Source organism: Helicobacter didelphidarum (genome assembly GCF_003364195.1).
Taxonomy (GTDB): domain Bacteria; phylum Campylobacterota; class Campylobacteria; order Campylobacterales; family Helicobacteraceae; genus Helicobacter_A; species Helicobacter_A didelphidarum.
Map to the genome: position 1 here is coordinate 23191 of NZ_NXLQ01000010.1, position 17408 is coordinate 40598.

At 29.7% G+C, this 17408-nt stretch carries 17 protein-coding genes and 1 other RNA gene; 9 read left to right on the forward strand and 9 right to left on the reverse strand.

Annotation, left to right across the window (positions count from 1 at the left end; genetic code table 11):
- Nucleotides 1-274 precede the first annotated feature (274 nt).
- The 6 genes from CQA53_RS12305 (at nucleotide 275) to CQA53_RS05685 (ending at nucleotide 4127) form a co-directional block, all read left to right on the forward strand.
- Nucleotides 275-430: a hypothetical protein gene (locus tag CQA53_RS12305; RefSeq protein WP_181882371.1), complete on the forward strand. Its 156-nt coding sequence runs from the start codon at nucleotides 275-277 to the stop codon at nucleotides 428-430.
- The gene (locus CQA53_RS05665; RefSeq protein ID WP_181882372.1) at nucleotides 417-902 is read left to right on the forward strand and encodes a Panacea domain-containing protein; all 486 of its coding nucleotides are present in this window, start codon (nucleotides 417-419) and stop codon (nucleotides 900-902) included. Before CQA53_RS12305 ends, CQA53_RS05665 begins: the two co-directional genes overlap by 14 nt.
- On the forward strand, nucleotides 889-1128 hold the full coding sequence (locus tag CQA53_RS05670) for a hypothetical protein (protein WP_115543057.1): 240 nt from the start codon (nucleotides 889-891) through the stop codon (nucleotides 1126-1128). Before CQA53_RS05665 ends, CQA53_RS05670 begins: the two co-directional genes overlap by 14 nt.
- Before the next feature lie 109 nt (nucleotides 1129-1237).
- A complete protein-coding gene (locus CQA53_RS05675; RefSeq protein WP_115543058.1) occupies nucleotides 1238-3583 on the forward strand; it encodes a relaxase/mobilization nuclease domain-containing protein in 2346 nt (781 codons plus the stop codon).
- Nucleotides 3584-3608: 25 nt separating this feature from the next.
- Entirely contained in the window at nucleotides 3609-3857 is a 249-nt protein-coding gene (locus CQA53_RS05680) for a hypothetical protein (RefSeq protein WP_115543059.1), read from the forward strand.
- Nucleotides 3858-4127, forward strand: coding sequence for a type II toxin-antitoxin system RelE/ParE family toxin (locus tag CQA53_RS05685; protein WP_115543060.1), 270 nt, complete (start codon nucleotides 3858-3860; stop codon nucleotides 4125-4127).
- A gap of 362 nt (nucleotides 4128-4489) precedes the next feature.
- Here the strand turns inward: CQA53_RS05685 and CQA53_RS05690 are convergent, their stop codons facing one another.
- The 5 genes from CQA53_RS05690 to rnpB form a co-directional block, all read right to left on the reverse strand.
- Nucleotides 4490-5341 carry a hypothetical protein gene (locus CQA53_RS05690; RefSeq protein ID WP_115543061.1) on the reverse strand — a complete coding sequence of 284 codons (852 nt, stop codon included), beginning with the start codon at nucleotides 5339-5341 and terminating at the stop codon, nucleotides 4490-4492.
- Nucleotides 5342-5605: 264 nt separating this feature from the next.
- Nucleotides 5606-5857 carry a hypothetical protein gene (locus CQA53_RS05695; protein ID WP_115543062.1) on the reverse strand — a complete coding sequence of 84 codons (252 nt, stop codon included), beginning with the start codon at nucleotides 5855-5857 and terminating at the stop codon, nucleotides 5606-5608.
- A gap of 191 nt (nucleotides 5858-6048) precedes the next feature.
- Nucleotides 6049-6339, reverse strand: coding sequence for a hypothetical protein (locus CQA53_RS05700; RefSeq protein WP_147290002.1), 291 nt, complete (start codon nucleotides 6337-6339; stop codon nucleotides 6049-6051).
- Nucleotides 6340-6454: 115 nt separating this feature from the next.
- A complete protein-coding gene (gene panB / locus CQA53_RS05705) occupies nucleotides 6455-7252 on the reverse strand; it encodes a 3-methyl-2-oxobutanoate hydroxymethyltransferase (RefSeq protein WP_115543064.1) in 798 nt (265 codons plus the stop codon).
- A 172-nt stretch (nucleotides 7253-7424) separates the two neighbouring features.
- An RNA gene (rnpB, locus tag CQA53_RS05710) (RNase P RNA component class A) lies at nucleotides 7425-7782 on the reverse strand.
- Between the two features lie 77 nt (nucleotides 7783-7859).
- Between rnpB and CQA53_RS05715 the strand changes: the two genes are divergently transcribed.
- Nucleotides 7860-8348 (forward strand): MarR family winged helix-turn-helix transcriptional regulator, encoded by a 489-nt coding sequence (locus CQA53_RS05715; protein WP_115543065.1) that lies wholly within the window; start codon nucleotides 7860-7862, stop codon nucleotides 8346-8348.
- 64 nt (nucleotides 8349-8412) lie between these two features.
- On the opposite strand, the gene CQA53_RS05720 is transcribed toward CQA53_RS05715, so the two are convergent.
- From CQA53_RS05720 to CQA53_RS05735, 4 genes are all read right to left on the reverse strand, one after another.
- Nucleotides 8413-9960 (reverse strand): PhoH family protein, encoded by a 1548-nt coding sequence (locus CQA53_RS05720; protein ID WP_115543066.1) that lies wholly within the window; start codon nucleotides 9958-9960, stop codon nucleotides 8413-8415.
- 282 nt (nucleotides 9961-10242) lie between these two features.
- The gene (locus CQA53_RS05725; RefSeq protein WP_115543067.1) at nucleotides 10243-11643 is read right to left on the reverse strand and encodes a methyl-accepting chemotaxis protein; all 1401 of its coding nucleotides are present in this window, start codon (nucleotides 11641-11643) and stop codon (nucleotides 10243-10245) included.
- A complete protein-coding gene (locus CQA53_RS05730) occupies nucleotides 11633-12136 on the reverse strand; it encodes a PAS domain-containing protein (RefSeq protein ID WP_115543068.1) in 504 nt (167 codons plus the stop codon). Before CQA53_RS05730 ends, CQA53_RS05725 begins: the two co-directional genes overlap by 11 nt.
- Before the next feature lie 346 nt (nucleotides 12137-12482).
- Nucleotides 12483-14927 carry a metallophosphoesterase gene (locus tag CQA53_RS05735; protein ID WP_115543069.1) on the reverse strand — a complete coding sequence of 815 codons (2445 nt, stop codon included), beginning with the start codon at nucleotides 14925-14927 and terminating at the stop codon, nucleotides 12483-12485.
- A 376-nt stretch (nucleotides 14928-15303) separates the two neighbouring features.
- On the opposite strand from CQA53_RS05735, the gene CQA53_RS05740 reads away from it, so the two are divergent.
- Both CQA53_RS05740 and CQA53_RS05745 read left to right on the forward strand, forming a co-directional pair.
- Nucleotides 15304-16683 (forward strand): potassium transporter TrkG, encoded by a 1380-nt coding sequence (locus tag CQA53_RS05740; protein WP_115543070.1) that lies wholly within the window; start codon nucleotides 15304-15306, stop codon nucleotides 16681-16683.
- 15 nt (nucleotides 16684-16698) lie between these two features.
- Nucleotides 16699-17349, forward strand: a complete 651-nt coding sequence (locus tag CQA53_RS05745; RefSeq protein WP_115543071.1) for a potassium channel family protein — start codon at nucleotides 16699-16701, stop codon at nucleotides 17347-17349.
- The last annotated feature ends 59 nt before the right edge of the window (nucleotides 17350-17408 follow it).

Consider the following 17408-nt stretch of genomic DNA (forward strand, 5'->3'; position numbering starts at 1 on the left):
TGCTTTATTTCTTATAGAAAAATGATACATATATTCCTTTAGAATTTCATCAGCATTTTACTGAATTTTTATAGATATTTCTCACTTTCTTTTTTACTTCTGTAAAAAACAGCTAAAATCTCGTGTAGAACGATATTTTGCTTTGATTTTGTATATACAAAAGGGTTATCCTGCTAAAAAACTAGCTTTGAAAAATATATATCTTATTTACTAAATATTTTTATAATGCGAAGTAAAGAGTTTTTTATAGGTTTTTTATCAAGTGAGGTGGAGTATGATATATGTAAAAATAGAGAATGAATCAAAAGATTTTATCAATGCCCTAAAAGCTTTAGCAAAAGTTGCTGATATTAAGCTGACTTTTGAGAAAGAAAATGTTAAAAAAAGTAGAAAAGATTCTAAAGGAAAGAAAAACAATGAGAGCATATGAAGTAGCTAGGTATTTTTTATTTCTAGCAGAGGAAAATGATGAACTCATAACAAAGTTAAAAATGCAAAAGCTTTTATACTACGCACAAGCTTACTCTATGTATTATCTCAAAACACCTTTATTTGATGATAAAATACATGCATGGAAACTTGGTCCTGTTGTAACGAATGTCTATCATACTTTAGAACATGATAGCAACAATATTTTATTGTATTCAGTGCTGAAAGATTTTGATACTGATATGTTTTCAGAAGAACAAAAAGCAATTATAAGAATGTGTTGGAAAGATTATGGAAAATATACTTCTAGTTACCTTGTGAGTTTAACACATAATGAGGAATCTTATAAAAAACATTACAAAGAGAATTGCAATAATGTGATACCTCTTCATGATATTACGAAATCTTTAGAAAAAAGAGATGTAAAATACATCGAAAATGTTGAAAGGCAATTAAACTATGCCAACAATTGATTTAGTGATAAGAATATTGCGATTATTAGAGATAAAATATGGTAATTTTTATGACAAAAGAAAATATCTTGATAAAAGTTTTAGCAATTTACATAGTTTATCTCTTGATGATGAAATAAGAAAGGCAATAGAAAGTATTGATAAAGATTTTTTTGTTGGTTATGATAGCACAAAAATGAAAGATTTCATTTTCATTCTTGTAAGAGATGAATTAAGAAAAAAATAATTCATTCTCATTTCTTAAGGACATAGAAGATTCTTTGAATGTATGCTAGAATGTAAGCTTCAATAAAATTAATAGAAATACAATAAAAATTTCATAAAAAAGGATTCTCATGAGTAGTGTTTTTAAAGCTCCAAATGTAAAAAAATTAGAATCTTTTTTATTCGATTTTGAGAAGATAAAACATACTTTCTACAAAGAAATAAAAGAGTATAAAAATCCCCCTGCAAATCTCTCTTTATTACAAAAGCATAGAAGCTATCCTTTTATTGCAAAACAAGCTATTGTAAAACTACTCTCTAATCTCTCTGTGAATGGATTTAAAAATGCCTTGCGTTATATCATACAAAATGCAGAGGAACATGCTGCAATCAATCACTATGGAGAGCAACAAAAAGCAAGTGAAATATTCAAAGATTGGAATGATGATTTTACAGGAAAAAAGAATGCAAAAGAAGTATGGCATGTATGCTTTTCAATCAAAGAGATTCCATCTACAAAAAATCTCTTAGCATTAGAAAAATCTGTCAAGAATCTTTTACAAAAAAATTTCTATGCGTATAAATATTGCTATGTCCTCCATACCCATCAAAATAATCCTCATATCCATGTCTTAATCAATAAAAACAATATGTTCTCACACAAGAAACTTCATTTCAAAGAAAAGAATGAAATAAAAGATTTTTTTACTACTTTACGAAATGATTTTACGCAAGGATTAAATTATTATGGACTACATTACTATAATGCCTCTACATATGAAAAAAGAAATCTTTTAGAAGAGAATTTACATTCATTTCAATACAAAGATTCCAATCAACTCAATCTTGTTACAAAGTTAGAAAAAAGTATTGCAAGAATCTCTAAAAAGATTGAGAATTTTTCAAAGAAATTAGAGCAAAGAAATACTGCATTAGATACCCTTTTTATGCAAAGGAAAGAAGTCTTAGAAAAATACTTTAGTTTTGCTCCACAAAGAACAAAGAATGAAGCACTCCCTGAATTTCAAACCTTACAAGAACGCAAGAGATTTTATGCAAAAAGAAATAAAGAAAGACAACAAAGAAATCTTGCAAGAATTTCTGCCTATAAAGAATTTCAAGAAATAAATAAAGAAATAAGAAAAACCAAAAAACAAAACTACTTCTATAACAATGAAATCAAGAAGCTTCACAATGTAGCAAAAAGTCTAGAATCTCAAATGAATTTCATGCGTGAGCAATATATAAAAAATCAACAAGAATGCTATGCAGATGTAAGAGAAAAGCAAAGCTATCTTGATTTTATGCAACACTCTAAAAAATCGCTTTCAACAGATGATATAATGACACTTAATGCAATCCAAAGAGAATTAAGAAAGAAGAGTAAGCATATACTAGAGAATATCAAAGATTTTATTCAACTTGATAAGAAGATACTTGATTCTATAATCTCATCTCAAAATACACATAATACACATGAAGATTCTCTTTATTCACCTCACAATACAAACAAAGATTCTCTTCTTTCATCTCAGAATATAAAAAGAGATTCTCTTTCATCATTTCATGATACAAATAAAGAACATGTTAATCCTCACTTTGCACTACAAAAACTCTTAGGAACAAAGCTCTCTGCAAACTCTCTTATTCATGCAAAGAAAAATATAGATTATCTCTACAATATCTTAAAAAATGCAGATAGATATACAATGATAAAAAATAAGGAAATGACACAAGAATCTTATGAGTTTTATGACAAGCTTTTAAAAGAAAATTCTTTTACAATCTCTCAAATTCTCAATGAAAAAATAAAGAGCTTAAAGAGTATCTTACAAGATACATACAAACATGAAAAAGAGAAGAAAGAGATACATAAGCAAAATACATATACACAACAAAGACATGAACAAAATAGATATGATAATACACAACAACAAGATATATCTCAAATAGCAAAATATGATACAAAAACATTGCGATATTTCCAAAAAGAATTTCAAGCATTACTTACATATACACAATCAAAAGAGAATATGCAATATGATATGGAATATTTGAATGATTTTGAAAATAGAATAAAGAAAGCAAACCTACAAAACTTACTTACTCTTGTTTCACAAGCTTTGCAAGAAAAATATGTAAAACTTCAAGAAAAAAGTAAAGCAATCAAAGAGAAAGAAAAATTAGAAAGAAAGAAAATGAGGCAATTAGAGAAAAATAAATTACAAGAAGCAAGAATTCAAAGAGATAGAATGAATAAAGGAAAAATAATATCAGAACAACAAAGAGATAGAGATAGAAAAGAAAGAATCAATCAAGTAGAAATGAATAAAGAGGGATTAGAATCTAAGCAAAGAGATTCTTATTTGCAATCTGATAGATTACAACAAAATACAGATAATACCATAGAATACAATAACGCACAACAATCAAGTAAAAAGAGAGAAACTCATAACAATCAAGGATTGAGTAGATAAGCTAACAAGAACAAAAGGAGACAACATGCAAGTAACATTAAAGATTTCAAATGCAGATGAGAAGTTAATAAAGGCTTTAAAAGGTGTAATTAATCTTTATCCTCAAGCAAAGTTAAAAGTAGAGAAAGAAGAACTTACAGAAAATGGCTATACCCCTGAATTTGAAGCAGAAGTGTTAGAAGGTATAAAAGAGGTTGAAGAACAAAGAAAAAATGGCACTCTTAAGACTTATAAAAGTGTTGAGGAAGCTTTTAGGGCAGAGGGAATTATCTAAATGTATGAACTTCATTTAAGTAAAAGATTCACTAAAGATGCTAAAAAGCTGAATCCTCAAGATTTAAAGCATACTATGGAAGTTTTACAAAGATTATGCAATAACGAAACACTAGAGCCAAAATACCAAGACCATACATTAAGTGGAAATTTAAAAGGTGCTAGAGATTGCCACATTAAACCTGATTTGGTGCTAATTTATCAAAAAGATAATGAAATTTTAGAAATAGTTGCTTTGAAAATAGGAAAACATAGCAAGATATTCAAATAAATAAATGCATTTTGAGTAATCTCATATAAAAATATTTCTTGATTACTTTTTAATATGCGTTTATTACTATCTAAAACGCTCTACAATCGATGAAAATATGTTTAGTAATTTTTTATTACTAATGTTATTTTCGTGTCTTATTTTATGTTTAAATGAGTTTTTTAAGAATACGGAAGTCTTTTTTAATTTGAGAAACATTGTGTTTTGCAGTATGAGAGAAAAGGAAGTATAATATTTTGATTCATTTCTTTAACATTATTTGAATCTTTTTTAGCATTCGTTACACTTACTATCATTCGTGCTTAGCACTGAAAAGAAAAATGGGAAAAATTTTTACTTAATGAATTGGAAGTTCTCTTTCTTTACCTCTCTCTACTTCTTTGCATTCCTAATTTCTTAGCCATAGTTTGTAGGGTTTCTACTTGTTTGATTATTTCTTTGTCTTGTTTCAGATATTCTGTAAGGTTTGGATTATTACAAATATCATGGTATTTTTGTAAGGCATTGTTTATTTCTTTTATTTGAGCATCTTTGAGGAGAGATTTTGTTGTGAGTCTTGTGTAGGATTTATAAAAGAGTTCTTTTTCTTGGTTATAGAGATGTTGGTTAGAATCTGTTTGTGGGGATTGTTCTTGTTTGGATTGTGTAGATTCTGCAATGGGATTTATAAATGAAGTGATTTCTTTTTGATTGAGGATTGCTCCTTGTTGCAAGGTGTTATTTTGAAAATTCTGTGTATATTCGTTGATATAAGCCTTAATGGCTTTCTCTCTTGCTAGATTAAGTTTTAACTCTGCATATTCTTTTTCTGTGAGTTGAGACGATTCATGACTGAGTCGTGCAATGTTTGTACATCCTGCTCCCACTCTTTGACTTCCTTCAGCCACTGCTGTGCGTTCCTCGCTCTCTGCTGTGCGTTCCTCGCTCTCTGCTGTGCTTCTAGATTCATTTTTATTTCTGTTCGTATTATTTGTAGCAAATCCTCTCTCCGCATTTCTAATGCTACCGATTCCATTTCTTCTAAGAGCCATAAGGGTATCTGTGCTAATTCCTCGTCTTTTGCTATCGGTAATGCTTCCACTAGCTTCCTTGTTGATTCCCTGCTTGTCTCTTGTGTTGTTTGTATCTTGTTCATTTGTAATGTCATTATTCTTTTCCTTCCCTTGTTCCTCTAATATCCTTGCTTGTAGCTGTTCTAAAAACGATTTTTCCATTCTCATTCCTCAAATAAATATGATTATTATAAATTTCTCTATGAGATTCTATAAGACTACATTTAATCTTTGGAAAGTCATTCTAAGAATAGAGAATTACATTTACTTATTTTTTAGAATGTAGAACTTGTATTGTAATATTCTAGCATAAAGATTTCTATGTATATACAAAAGGAGAGAAAAAGTATGTATATATTGCATAAATTATTAGAATTATTGATGAGATGCTAAATTTACCACAACCCTATTTACCTTTGGTAAATTCTACATTGGTATTACCTGCATTCTATAAAAGAATTCCTCAAATGAAGTGAGAGTATAGCTTAATTCATTATTTGTAGAATAGAGAACTAAACCTTGTATCATATCTACATATGCTCTTGCATGTATCGTATAGTTATTATTAGAATCCTTTAGTAAGAAGTCTTTGCTTGGTCGTCTTCGCATAGAATCTCTAATACTTGATAATTTTGTATTCTCTATTGCTACATTTTGTAAGGTTACTTTCTTATTCATTGTGTTTTCCTTTATGGTAATGGTATATGATATATACTTTTAGTTCTTGCTTCTTGTATATTCTAGTCTCTGATTGCTTACTATGCTCTATTTTGCACTCATGAAATAATATCTCTATATTATATGCGATATTACAACAAATGTTATAGATATATTAGTTTTTTCATTTTTACTCCATATATTCTTATTTCTCATATAGGTGCTTGTGGGGCATTTTGTTCTTGTTGATTGTGTTCTTGCATTTCTTGCAGTATATTCTGTCTCATGTTTTGCATGAGATATTGCATTTCTTGTTGAAATTCTATCTTTTGTTGTGTTAATAATTGTTGGACTTGTGGATTATTTTGCAAATCTATTGCATTTCCATTGTTTTGAGTATTGGGGTAGTTTTGATGAGCGTTTTGCATCGTAGAATCAGCATTCATAGTATTACCTTGTGTGTTAGATTTCTTATTATCCAATAATTCTATTGATTCAACCAATATTGAATGCTTTGTTCTTGTATTATTCTTGTTATCTCTCCTAGGATTCTATATTGGCATTTTGTTGTATAAAACATAGAATCTTATTGATAATTTCATCTCAAAGTAGATTATTTTATTTATAGCTTTCTTGCTCACTCGGGAAATTCTTTGTCTTAACATCTTGTGCGTATTTTGCAATAGCTTCTTTTAACAGAATCTTACCATTGCAGTAATGACGCACAAATTTTGGTTGAAACTCATCAAAAAAACCAAAAACATCGCTCCATACAAGAATCTGTCCATCGCATTCCACACCTGCACCAATTCCAATAGTTGGAATCCTTAAGGCTTGTGTAATCTTTTGTGCAACACTTGAAGAAATCCCTTCACATAAGATTCCAAATGCACCAGCATCTTGCATCGCAATAGCAGTTTCTATTAATTCATTTGCTTCATGTTCTTCTTTTCCTTTTATTTTAAATCCTCCATCAAAACGCATAAATTGTGGCTTTAGCCCAATATGTGCCATAATGGCAATCCCCTCATCACACAAGGATCTCACAATCTCTTCTTTCTCTAATCCCACCTCAAGCTTCAATGCATCAATATTGCATTCTTTATAAAATCTCAGTGCATTTTGCAATGCCATATCCTTTGTTGCATAACTACCAAAGGGCATATCAGCAAGTAAAAAAGACTTATTCACTCCCCTACTCACAGCCTTTGAATGATAAATCATTTCCTCCATGCTTGCCCCTAATGTGCTATCTTCTCCTCCAAAACTCATTTTCAAGCTATCACCAACCAAAATTACATCGACCTCACCATCAAAAATTTTTGCCATAAGTGCGTCATAAGCCGTAATTGCAACAATTTTTTCTTTACTTTTTTTTGCCTTCAAGTCATTTAATGTCATTTTTTTATCTAGCATTGTGCCCCTTTCGCGATTAATCTATGCTACATTGTAACACAAAATTTATACAAAATGATAGATTTATAACCTTTTTATCATTTCATGGAATTTTTATGAGTTCTTTACAAAATACACTATAATTATCTGAAAACTTTATAGAGAAAGAAAATATGAGGTAAATATCTAAAGCAAATCCGGTGTAGCTATAAGCCGAGTTCTGTTATAAGGTAATTATTTATCTTGATGATATTTCACAACATCATTCTAGCGAATAGCTAAATGAGACGATAACCTGCTATTCTTGCTACAAATTGGGTTTACAGAGCATTTTTTGTTGCCAAAAAACCGGTAGGCTCTTACCCTGCCTTTTCACCCTTACCTTAACATCGCAAGATTCTCTAAAAATCTAATAATTTCTAAAAAATTGCTTAAAGGCGGTATATTTCTGTTGCACTTTCCCTTAGGTCTCCCTAGCCATTTGTTAAATGGAATCTTGTCTCTGTAGCTCGGACTTTCCTCTTTAAAAAAGCAATTACCTGCTACACCGAAATAAAATGATAGCAAAAAAATAAAAATTTTGATATTATTTTATAAAATTATGAAGAAGGAATAAAAAATAATTCACATGAAAACACATCAAAATGATGAAATACCAAATGAAATTTTAAGATTTTTAGAAAACCAATCAAAGGAACATATCGGTCCTCATCTATTTCTTGCAACACGAAAAATGAAGAAATTTATCATTAATCACTTGCGAAAATTTGATATTGGCTTTGAACAAGTAGGGGTTATGCACACACTTCATGTGGCACATCTTAATATCAATCAACTTGCAAAAGTTATGTATAAAGACAGAGGCACAATTAGCCGTTGCGTAGAATCTCTTTGTGCAAAAGGTTATGTTGTAAAAATAAAATCAACGAAGGACCAACGCATACATACAGCAAAACTTACCCCAGCAGGAGAACAATTTTTAGAGAGTTTAGAGCATCTTTTTACCAACACTATTGGTTGTATAGAAAATCTTTTTACACCAGAAGAAAATACACAATTCCATCATCTTCTTGATAAGTTAGTAGATTCTATCAGTAAAAACGAAACAATGAAATAAATTACAAAAACAAGTTATTGATTAAAAAAGAGATTTGGTATATTTTCACTCTCTAACTCAAAATCTAAAAACTTTCATCAAACCATCTTGCAATCTGACTACGAATTGTATGTTTGAATTGCAGGCCAAATACAAAATCATCATTCTTTGCTTTATTGAGTAAGCTCAATGCTCCATTCCGAGATTTACTCAAATATGGGTGGTCAATTTGATTATAATCTCCCAAAAAAACAATACGACTTTTTTCACCCATTCTCGTGCCAATAAGTTTTATTGTCGCATCAGAGGCGTTTTGCACCTCATCAAAAATCACAAACTTATTATGCAAGCTAATTCCTCTTGCATGTGCAATGTCTAACATTTGAATATTATGCTTTTGTAAGAAATAATGCGTTGCATCTTCTTTATCAAACCCCTTGCTTTCGCCTTTGTATTCAATACGTTTTGCCAAAGAATGTTCTTTCAAACTCTCAATAATAAAATTAATACTACTAAAAAGTGGATACATAAAATAATGTAATTTCTGTATTTCATCACCTTTACGAAAACCTAATTCTGCTTCTTTATCATTCGCAGTGATGGTGTTACGCATATACACAATTCCATCTACAACTCCCATTTTCTGCAATGTAATACCGGCTTGTAGTGCCATAAGTGTTTTTCCACTTCCTGTGCTACCTGTAATAATACTAAGATAATTTGCAGTATGTGTAAGGATTATATAAGCAAGTTTTTGTTCAATATTTAATGGCAAGACATAAGGCTTATATTCCTTAATAAGAGAATCTAAACTCAAGATTTCAAGTTTTTTTTGAATCTTTATCCCAAAATATTTTTTTCCTGTAAGATAACGCACACTATCAGTATAATCGCACTCTTCAATTTCAAAAATATGCCAGTCCGTAATCGCTTGAAATTCTTTGCTCTCTTCATAACTTGTTTTATCACTTAAATCTCGACGGAGAGAAATCTTATGAATAAAATTGATTTCTTTTGGATTGCTAATTTGTGTACGTTTAAGGGAATAAGATTCTATATTATCAGCAATTGAACGCACTCGTAAAGCAATATCATTAGTAAGCAATACAAGATTATAGTCTTTGGCAATTTCACGAATGCGTGCATCATTGAAACCATAATCAATAAATTGAGTTTTATAACAAGAGCGAGTAATAACGGAAATTGGCACATGCACATTTTGTGTATGAAATTCAAGCGTAACAATTAAATCATTTAGTAATGGTTCTAAAACCGAAGTTTTGAAAGATTGTGTTATACAAGAATTTGTATAAGATTCTTCTTGCAATGGTAATGCTTCTAATTTCTCTTTATGTGAATCTCTAAAATAAGATTCTGTGTTTGCACATGAAGGGTGAAAATCTTTTGTTCCATAAGGTAATGTGTTGTCACAAGAATCTAGTTTTATAACATTTGCAATACAACGAAAAAATTCTCTTGCAAAATATCCACTCTCACTTTGCTGATCTTTCTTTTTATCAAGTTCTTCCAATATAATGTCTGTAATATACAATTCATTTCCCATATTATGAAGATAAAGTAAATTGTTTGTATCATCAAGTATGATTGAAGTATCTAACAGAATCTTTAGCAAAAATTTCCTTTCAGTTTTGATATATAATATTATAGCTAAAATATAACTCAAGAAAATATAAAATCCAATGATGTAGAAACATTGTAGTATTATTAGAGTATTATATTAGGTGAAATTACAAACGAAAAAACTTTATAATATAGAACACAATCAAAGCAATGTATAGTAAAAATATCCAAATCTTCTCAGAGTTATTTGCCAAATTATCGTTTCATCATCAAATGCAAACTAGAAATTCAATTCTGCATTCTATTGAATCTGATATTGATTTTTGTGGAATTATCAATTTTTACTTTTTTGCACAGACAAATCAAGATCGTTTATGATTTTTCTACTTTCAGTTTCCATTTCATTAAGATTCTTTACAATATAATCCACATCTTGTATGTTAAGCTCTTTTATTTCTAATTTTTGTAATGCGTTTATCACACATTTTGTGATTACTTTTCTACTTTGTTCAATATTATCTTTGTCAATAAGTGTAAAAAGTAATTCTTTTGAAATTTCATCTTCAAATAAATGTGAAATAGCATGTTGCGTAAAATCTTGTGCTGGTTTCATTATTTTAAAGCTTAAATATGTATTAGACTTGTATACAATATGTTCAATTTTGACTGTATTTATCACAAGGCTTTTATGAATATCGGCAAAAATTTTATTAAGCGTTGTGCTACTTTCACCAAGATTCTCAAAAACTTGACTAAAAGAAGTAATTTTATCTTGAGTATCCTGAACAATCCGATAAATTTCTTGGCTACTAACTTGAATGGAGTTGATTTCTTGTTGCATTGTTTGGATAACAAGAGAAATTTTATCCGTCGCTTGACGAGTATTTTCTGCAAGTTTTCTCACTTCATCAGCAACAACAGCAAAGCCTCTTCCATGTTCTCCTGCTCTTGCTGCTTCAATACTCGCATTAAGTGCTAAAAGATTTGTTTGCGATGCAATACCGATAATTAATTGAATAACATTACCAATATCATTAGATCGTTGCGAAAAGCCAGTAATAGAATCATTATTTTGCGAAATAAGTCCTAAGAGTGTCTCAACACTATGGGATACTTCTTGCATGTTTTCCTGATTGTCGCGTGAAATTTGCACCAATGAATGGATATTGGTATTCACATCTTCAAGATCTGACATATTTTGTGATAAATCATTACTAATATTCTTTAAATCATGATTTTGATTATCTAAACTCATGTTCATCAGTGATCGTGCAAGTGAATTTTGTATGCTTTCCTTTGCGTTTGCCTCAATGCTTGCGAGGCAAAAATTAATATTATCAATATTTTTTACAAATGTTCCTTTTAATCCTTCACCCAAAGCTCTACGATAAAACTCATTTTGTTGCGAAGCACTAATCGAAGTATTTACTTCGCGTAAAAAAGCCTCTAAATTGTCAAGCAAAATATTAATATTATCACTCAAAAGGACAAGCTTTGCATCGCCCTTTAAATGAATTACCCTATTCTCAAAATCACCTTCTTTTGCATTATTCGTAACTGCAATGATTTTTTGTAAAAAAATATCTTTTTTATTCTCAAGAATCCAAAAACCAATAAGTAAAATGAGTACAATAAATGCAATAATACCCACAAATATATTGCCCTGTATAAAAGCTATAATAGGAAGAACTACCAATAAACAAGTTGCACTAGCAAGTAATATTTTATTTAACATCACCATCCTTTTGAAGTTTTAACATAAACTCATTAAATTCAAATCCTCTGTCTGCGACTTTTGCCAGAAGCACTTCCTTTGCCTTTGCAACACCTTGCTGTTGCTCTATCATCAGAATCTCATTATAAAGATTTGAAATCATATGGATAGCTTTTGGATTTGGTTTTCTACGAACAGAATAATAACCAATAATATTATTGTTTCTATCATAATTTGATGTAAAGTTGGCAAAAACCCAATAAAAATTTCCTTTTTTTGTGAGATTTTTTACAAAAGCAAATACCTCTTTACCATGTGCGATATGCCCCCATAATAATTTAAATACGCTTCTTGGCATATCTTTATGACGAATAATATTGTGCGGTTTAAATAACACATGATTCTCATCATATTCTGCATACTGTAAAAATGCTTGATTGCAATAGAGTATATTTCCTTTCAAATCCGTTTTTGAAGTAATCAATATATCGTTGCTTAAAATAAGCTCGTGCATTTACTCTCCTTGTAATTCAAATGATTCTGTCAAGAAAATTCATCTAACTAAACCATAGAATCAAAGTTTAACAAATAAATTCTTCCTTGCTGTGAATATTTCATATCATTTTATATTTTATTTTAAAAACAATATTGATATAGAAAATAATAGCAATATTATACTAAGAGTATGTAGTATGTTAAGTATATAACATCAAAAGAATTTGCACAAAAAATCTTAAATATTACACTATGAAACAATTTTGATATTGTAATTCAAAATCAATATTTTGCTTACAAAATTCTTAATAATATTTTAAGTTTATTGTATCAAAAAAAAAACTTAAATTTACAATTTAATCTTTCTATGACATAACAAGAGCCTTTAAAAAAACATTTTGTATCCATTCTATTGGAATATTTTGTATAGTATGCAAGAAAGATTGTTGTTCGCATAACTGTGTTATTGGCTTATCTTGCAATATTGTTTTAATGTCACTCTTTATGCAAGAATGGTTTAAATTTTTGATTTCCTGTGCTTGTGTATGTGATAAATTATTATGACCTTTAGAATCTCTTTTAAATTCCAAAATATACTCTTGAAACCACACATAAAATCTTTCTCGAAGAGGATTATTAATCCATTGCAATTTGGTAATACTTCCCTGCACACTCCATATTTTAATGAGTTGTTTTATTACCCGTAATTCATTGTCATAAAATAGGGGCAATTCAGTAAAATTCCCAATAGAATCAAAAAGAACAAATGGATTAAAAAGCTCCATTTTCTCTTCAAAAGAGTAATTACCATCACATGATTGTGCGGTTATTGTATTACAATGTAGCATTTGCTGCGATTTGGCTTCTATTATATTGTTACACACTTCATGCACATTTACTTGAGAAATATCAGAATCTATCCGCTTTGAATCATAATAAAACTTTTTTAATACCATTTTTTGTGCCTCAAATTCTTTAGCAAGAAAATGATTATATTGTCTTAAACACATTAAAAACTTTAAAAATTCTTCATAAGATTCTATCATATAATGAGTTTTTTGTATTTTAAGCTGCAATACTTTTGCAACCTCTTCTAAAAGTGTCGCATATATTTCATTATCCAGAGGGGAATTTGGCAATATCTCTTGCAAAATAAAAGTTTTTTTGTCTTGTAATGTTAAGAGAATAGAAAATGATTGACTTTTGAATATCGAAATAAGTTGTTTTCGCAATTCTTTTGGACAGATAAAATACGGTAAATGATTTTGCACTACACAATCTAATACATAGAAAAAATTACCATTATAATACGATAAAATTGCTTCTACTCCCCTAATTTTTCTTTTTACTCGTAGTGGAAAAATAAAACTTTTGAGACATTCATGATTTTCAATAAATTCTTCTGTTCTATTTGTATTTACATTATAACCTCTTCCAGCAATTTGCCACGATTTTGTATCGATAATACATGGAATAAAACAGCATGGGGATCGCTGAATATCTTGATTGATTCTACTCATAAAGCGGATTGAGAGAAGATTCTTATGAGACTCAAGTGTGATTTTCTTATTTCCTTTTGCAGAATCAATGTATTTTTGTATTGCATGTTTTGCGTCTTTTTCCTCTTTAGAAATAAAAATTGTGTTGCGAATACTCGTATCTTTAAATTCATTTTGAGTTAATTGTATTGTGCGTAAAAAACCACCAAATTCAACTTGTGATTCCATAATGAAATTTTTTTCATAAATTCTAATTGGTAATGCAGTTTTGTTTCTATGTCCAAAAAATTGGTAGTAATTTTCTGGTGCATTCTTACTAAATGTTTGGGCTATGGCACTTGTATTAAGATAACCACCAACACCATGTATACTTTGCGATGCACTAAGTAATAGGGGGTATTTGGGTACATTTGAAAGACCACCATGTGTACAAATCACGCGTTTGTCATGAAATCTATAAAAAAAGTATGGTATAAGTTTCTGATATAATTGTTTTGCCTCATTTTTACTAAAACCTTTTTGCTCAAGTTCTAGTTGGGTATTAAGACGAAACTCACGTGATTCCACCTCTTTATTATTTGCCCAATGCCATAACCATTTTTCATGATTACCTTCAATCAAACACACATTCTTCTTATCCACAATAGTAAGCAAAAACTTTAATACTTCATAATTTTGGAATCCTCTATCAATATAATCCCCTAAAAAAATATAAAATTCATCATCTTTCATTGTGCCTAAATATTTTTTAAGCACAGAAAATGATCCCTGAATGTCTCCAATATGATGAATTACCTTATAGCCATTCAGATTTTTTGGCTCAACATGAAGAAATTTTTTGATTTCACTGGGTTCAATAATATCGCATTTAATTGGGATTTCTGATAATTGCAAATCTTTATAAAGAGATTCTAATTCAGATTCCATATAAATATATTCCTGTGCATTTTGATTGCGTTTTTTGATTTCATCAAATGGGATACTGCTAAAATCTACAATAAAAATTTTATAAGCGTAATTTTTTGCCATCTCTTTGTAATTACTGAAGTAAGATTTTGCAATATGGTTATCTTCGACAATGATAAAATCACCTTTTGCCATACGAGATTCTAAAGCAACAAAAAGCATTTGAAAGGCGATTTTATCATTATTATTTGCACGAATAGTCTTTCCATTTTCATCAAGCATTGGACTTTGAGTTAGATCTTTAAAAGTCTGCGAAGAAAGTGTATAATCTTGCAAATTATATTGTTGTATCCATGTTGTTTTCCCACAAAATGGCATACCTCTTGTTAATAACAAATACCTCATGTATTGTCCTCACATTAAAATCTACATATAGAATTATAGCTAAAATTTTGAATTTAGATTCTGTAATATTTGATATATTGTGTCTGAAGAAATAGTAAAATGCTATGCAAAAATAACTGCTCTTAAGAGATAATCTCTATAATCTCATTTTTCTATTTTACTGCTTGATTCACTATTTTTAATAAATTTTATACAAATATGAGAACTTTTCTTTAGTTTATGATATTCTTTAAGAATCGCTAGGACATTTAAACTGAGAAATGTATGAAAATTATATAACTCTATTAAAAATCTAAGCTATAATGCACGCTTCAAGTTTATAGCATATTTTTAAAAATAAACAATTTTTTGTTTCAAGGAATTTTAGGAAAAGATAATGCAATTTCAAAGTATCAAGGTTCTATTAGCTGGTTATTTAGGAGTGATTCTTATAGGAACACTCTTGCTTGCAATGCCCCCAATGTATAATACGAATATAAGTTTTCTTGAAGCTTTCTTTACAAGTGCTTCTGCTATGACTTGCACAGGTCTTGTGATTAAAAACACAGGATTAGACTTTACAATTTATGGACAAATCGTTATTGTAATATTAATACAACTTGGTGGCTTTGGGCATATGAGTATGGCTGGCATTATTTATCTTATGGTTGGCAATAGATTAAGTGCATCAGAAAAAGATCTTATCAATGTTGTAGATAGTTTGAATAATAATTCGCTAAATGGCATTGGTCGAGCCATCATCAATGCTCTATTTTTTGTGTTAATTACAGAATGTATTGGTGCAATGCTTTTATGTCCTTATTTTATATGGCAAATAGGAGATGTTAAAGAAGGATTGTGGGTTGGAATAATGCATACGATTACAGCATTTAATAATGCTGGATTTACAAACTTAAAAGATGGATTATTGCCATATCAAGCAGATGTTTTTGTAAATATTGTTCTTTCATTGCTTATTATTATTGGTGGACTCGGGTATCTTTCTTCTATTGAGATTTCTAAGCATTGTTATTTACGCACTCGTTATAATGGAATCTTTACACACAAAAAATCTCCTACAAGATTAAGCTTAAATACACGCGTTACAATTACCATGACAGGGATACTTTTGGTATGTGGTGTTTTTAATGTCTTAATATTTGAATGGAATAACCCAAAAACAATAGCAAATATCCCTTTTTGGGAACAACTCATTAATGGTTTTTTTATGTCAGCAAATTATAGAACTGCTGGATTTAATATTTTTGACATTAGTGGATTTGATGATAGAACTATGTTCTTTTCAATGTTTTTCATGATTATTGGTGGTGGTCCAGGTGGCACAGCAGCAGGCATTAAGGTAACAACCTTTGCGATATTGGTAGCACTCTCCATTGCAATTATCAATAATCGAAAAGATACTATTATGTTTGGTCGCACAATACCACAAGATATTGTATCCCGTGCATTTTGTGTGTTTATTATTGCTGTAATCTATTTTTCTGTGGCTACATTTTTTCTTTCTATTTTTGAGCCTGATGTCAAGTTTCTTCCTTTAGCCTTTGAGACTCTTTCAGCTTTTAGCACCGTTGGTCTTTCTATGGGTGATCGTGGTGGCACACTAAGTTTATGTGCAGACTTTAATACAATCGGATTAATCATTATAATATTCTTAATGATTTCTGGTAAAATTGGCATTATGGCTTTTACTCTTATTTTTATTGGTGGTTCAAAAACAAAACATACAAGATATGTACAAGAAAAAATTTTAATTTAAATAAAAAGGAAAGATATGGCAAAGAGTTTTGCAGTTTTAGGCTTAGGAAAATTTGGGTATCATGTAGCTTTAGGGCTTGTTGAAAGTGGTGAAAGTGTTATTTTATGCGATAATTTAGAATCTAGTTTTGTAGAATTACGCGATAAAGCTGAACAAATATTTGTCCTTGATTGCACAGACAAAATGGCACTTAAAGAAGCAGGTGTCAGCGAATTAGATATAGTTATTGTGAGCATTGGAGAAAATATAGAAGCAAGTATTCTAACGGTTATGGCATTAAAAGAGCTGGGCAATAAAAAAGTTATTGCAAAAGCTATTTCATCTACACACGGGGCGATATTAGAGAAGCTTGGTGTTGATGAAGTAATTTATGCAGAGAAACAAGCAGCAAAACGACTACTTAGCGAACTTACAGAATCTAATGCAGAAGATATTGAACTTAGTGCAAATATGCGTGCATGCAAGGCTGTTGTAACAAGTTATTTTGTAAAGCGATCTGTTGGAACTATACGAGAAGAAGATAATGTCAAAATCGTAGCTGTGCGTCGCGGAGATTCATGGGAGCTTGATATAGAATCTACCTTTATCTTGCAACGCGGTGATGTCGTATTATTCTTAGGCAGTAAAAAAGATATTGAGAAAATTATGGAAACAATCGAAAAATAATTCCATAATTTTAATTGTAAAAATAAAAATGCCCTAAAATATGATAAAAGATTCTTTAT

Coding starts and splice junctions, on each gene's coding strand:
- CQA53_RS12305 (WP_181882371.1), top strand. CDS start 275: ATGATATATGTAAAAATAGAGAATGAATCAAAAGATTTTATCAATGCC.
- CQA53_RS05665 (WP_181882372.1), top strand. CDS start 417: ATGAGAGCATATGAAGTAGCTAGGTATTTTTTATTTCTAGCAGAGGAA.
- CQA53_RS05670 (WP_115543057.1), top strand. CDS start 889: ATGCCAACAATTGATTTAGTGATAAGAATATTGCGATTATTAGAGATA.
- CQA53_RS05675 (WP_115543058.1), top strand. CDS start 1,238: ATGAGTAGTGTTTTTAAAGCTCCAAATGTAAAAAAATTAGAATCTTTT.
- CQA53_RS05680 (WP_115543059.1), top strand. CDS start 3,609: ATGCAAGTAACATTAAAGATTTCAAATGCAGATGAGAAGTTAATAAAG.
- CQA53_RS05685 (WP_115543060.1), top strand. CDS start 3,858: ATGTATGAACTTCATTTAAGTAAAAGATTCACTAAAGATGCTAAAAAG.
- CQA53_RS05690 (WP_115543061.1), bottom strand. CDS start 5,341: ATGGAAAAATCGTTTTTAGAACAGCTACAAGCAAGGATATTAGAGGAA.
- CQA53_RS05695 (WP_115543062.1), bottom strand. CDS start 5,857: ATGAATAAGAAAGTAACCTTACAAAATGTAGCAATAGAGAATACAAAA.
- panB (WP_115543064.1), bottom strand. CDS start 7,252: ATGCTAGATAAAAAAATGACATTAAATGACTTGAAGGCAAAAAAAAGT.
- CQA53_RS05715 (WP_115543065.1), top strand. CDS start 7,860: ATGAAAACACATCAAAATGATGAAATACCAAATGAAATTTTAAGATTT.
- CQA53_RS05725 (WP_115543067.1), bottom strand. CDS start 11,643: ATGTTAAATAAAATATTACTTGCTAGTGCAACTTGTTTATTGGTAGTT.
- CQA53_RS05730 (WP_115543068.1), bottom strand. CDS start 12,136: ATGCACGAGCTTATTTTAAGCAACGATATATTGATTACTTCAAAAACG.
- CQA53_RS05735 (WP_115543069.1), bottom strand. CDS start 14,927: ATGAGGTATTTGTTATTAACAAGAGGTATGCCATTTTGTGGGAAAACA.
- CQA53_RS05740 (WP_115543070.1), top strand. CDS start 15,304: ATGCAATTTCAAAGTATCAAGGTTCTATTAGCTGGTTATTTAGGAGTG.
- CQA53_RS05745 (WP_115543071.1), top strand. CDS start 16,699: ATGGCAAAGAGTTTTGCAGTTTTAGGCTTAGGAAAATTTGGGTATCAT.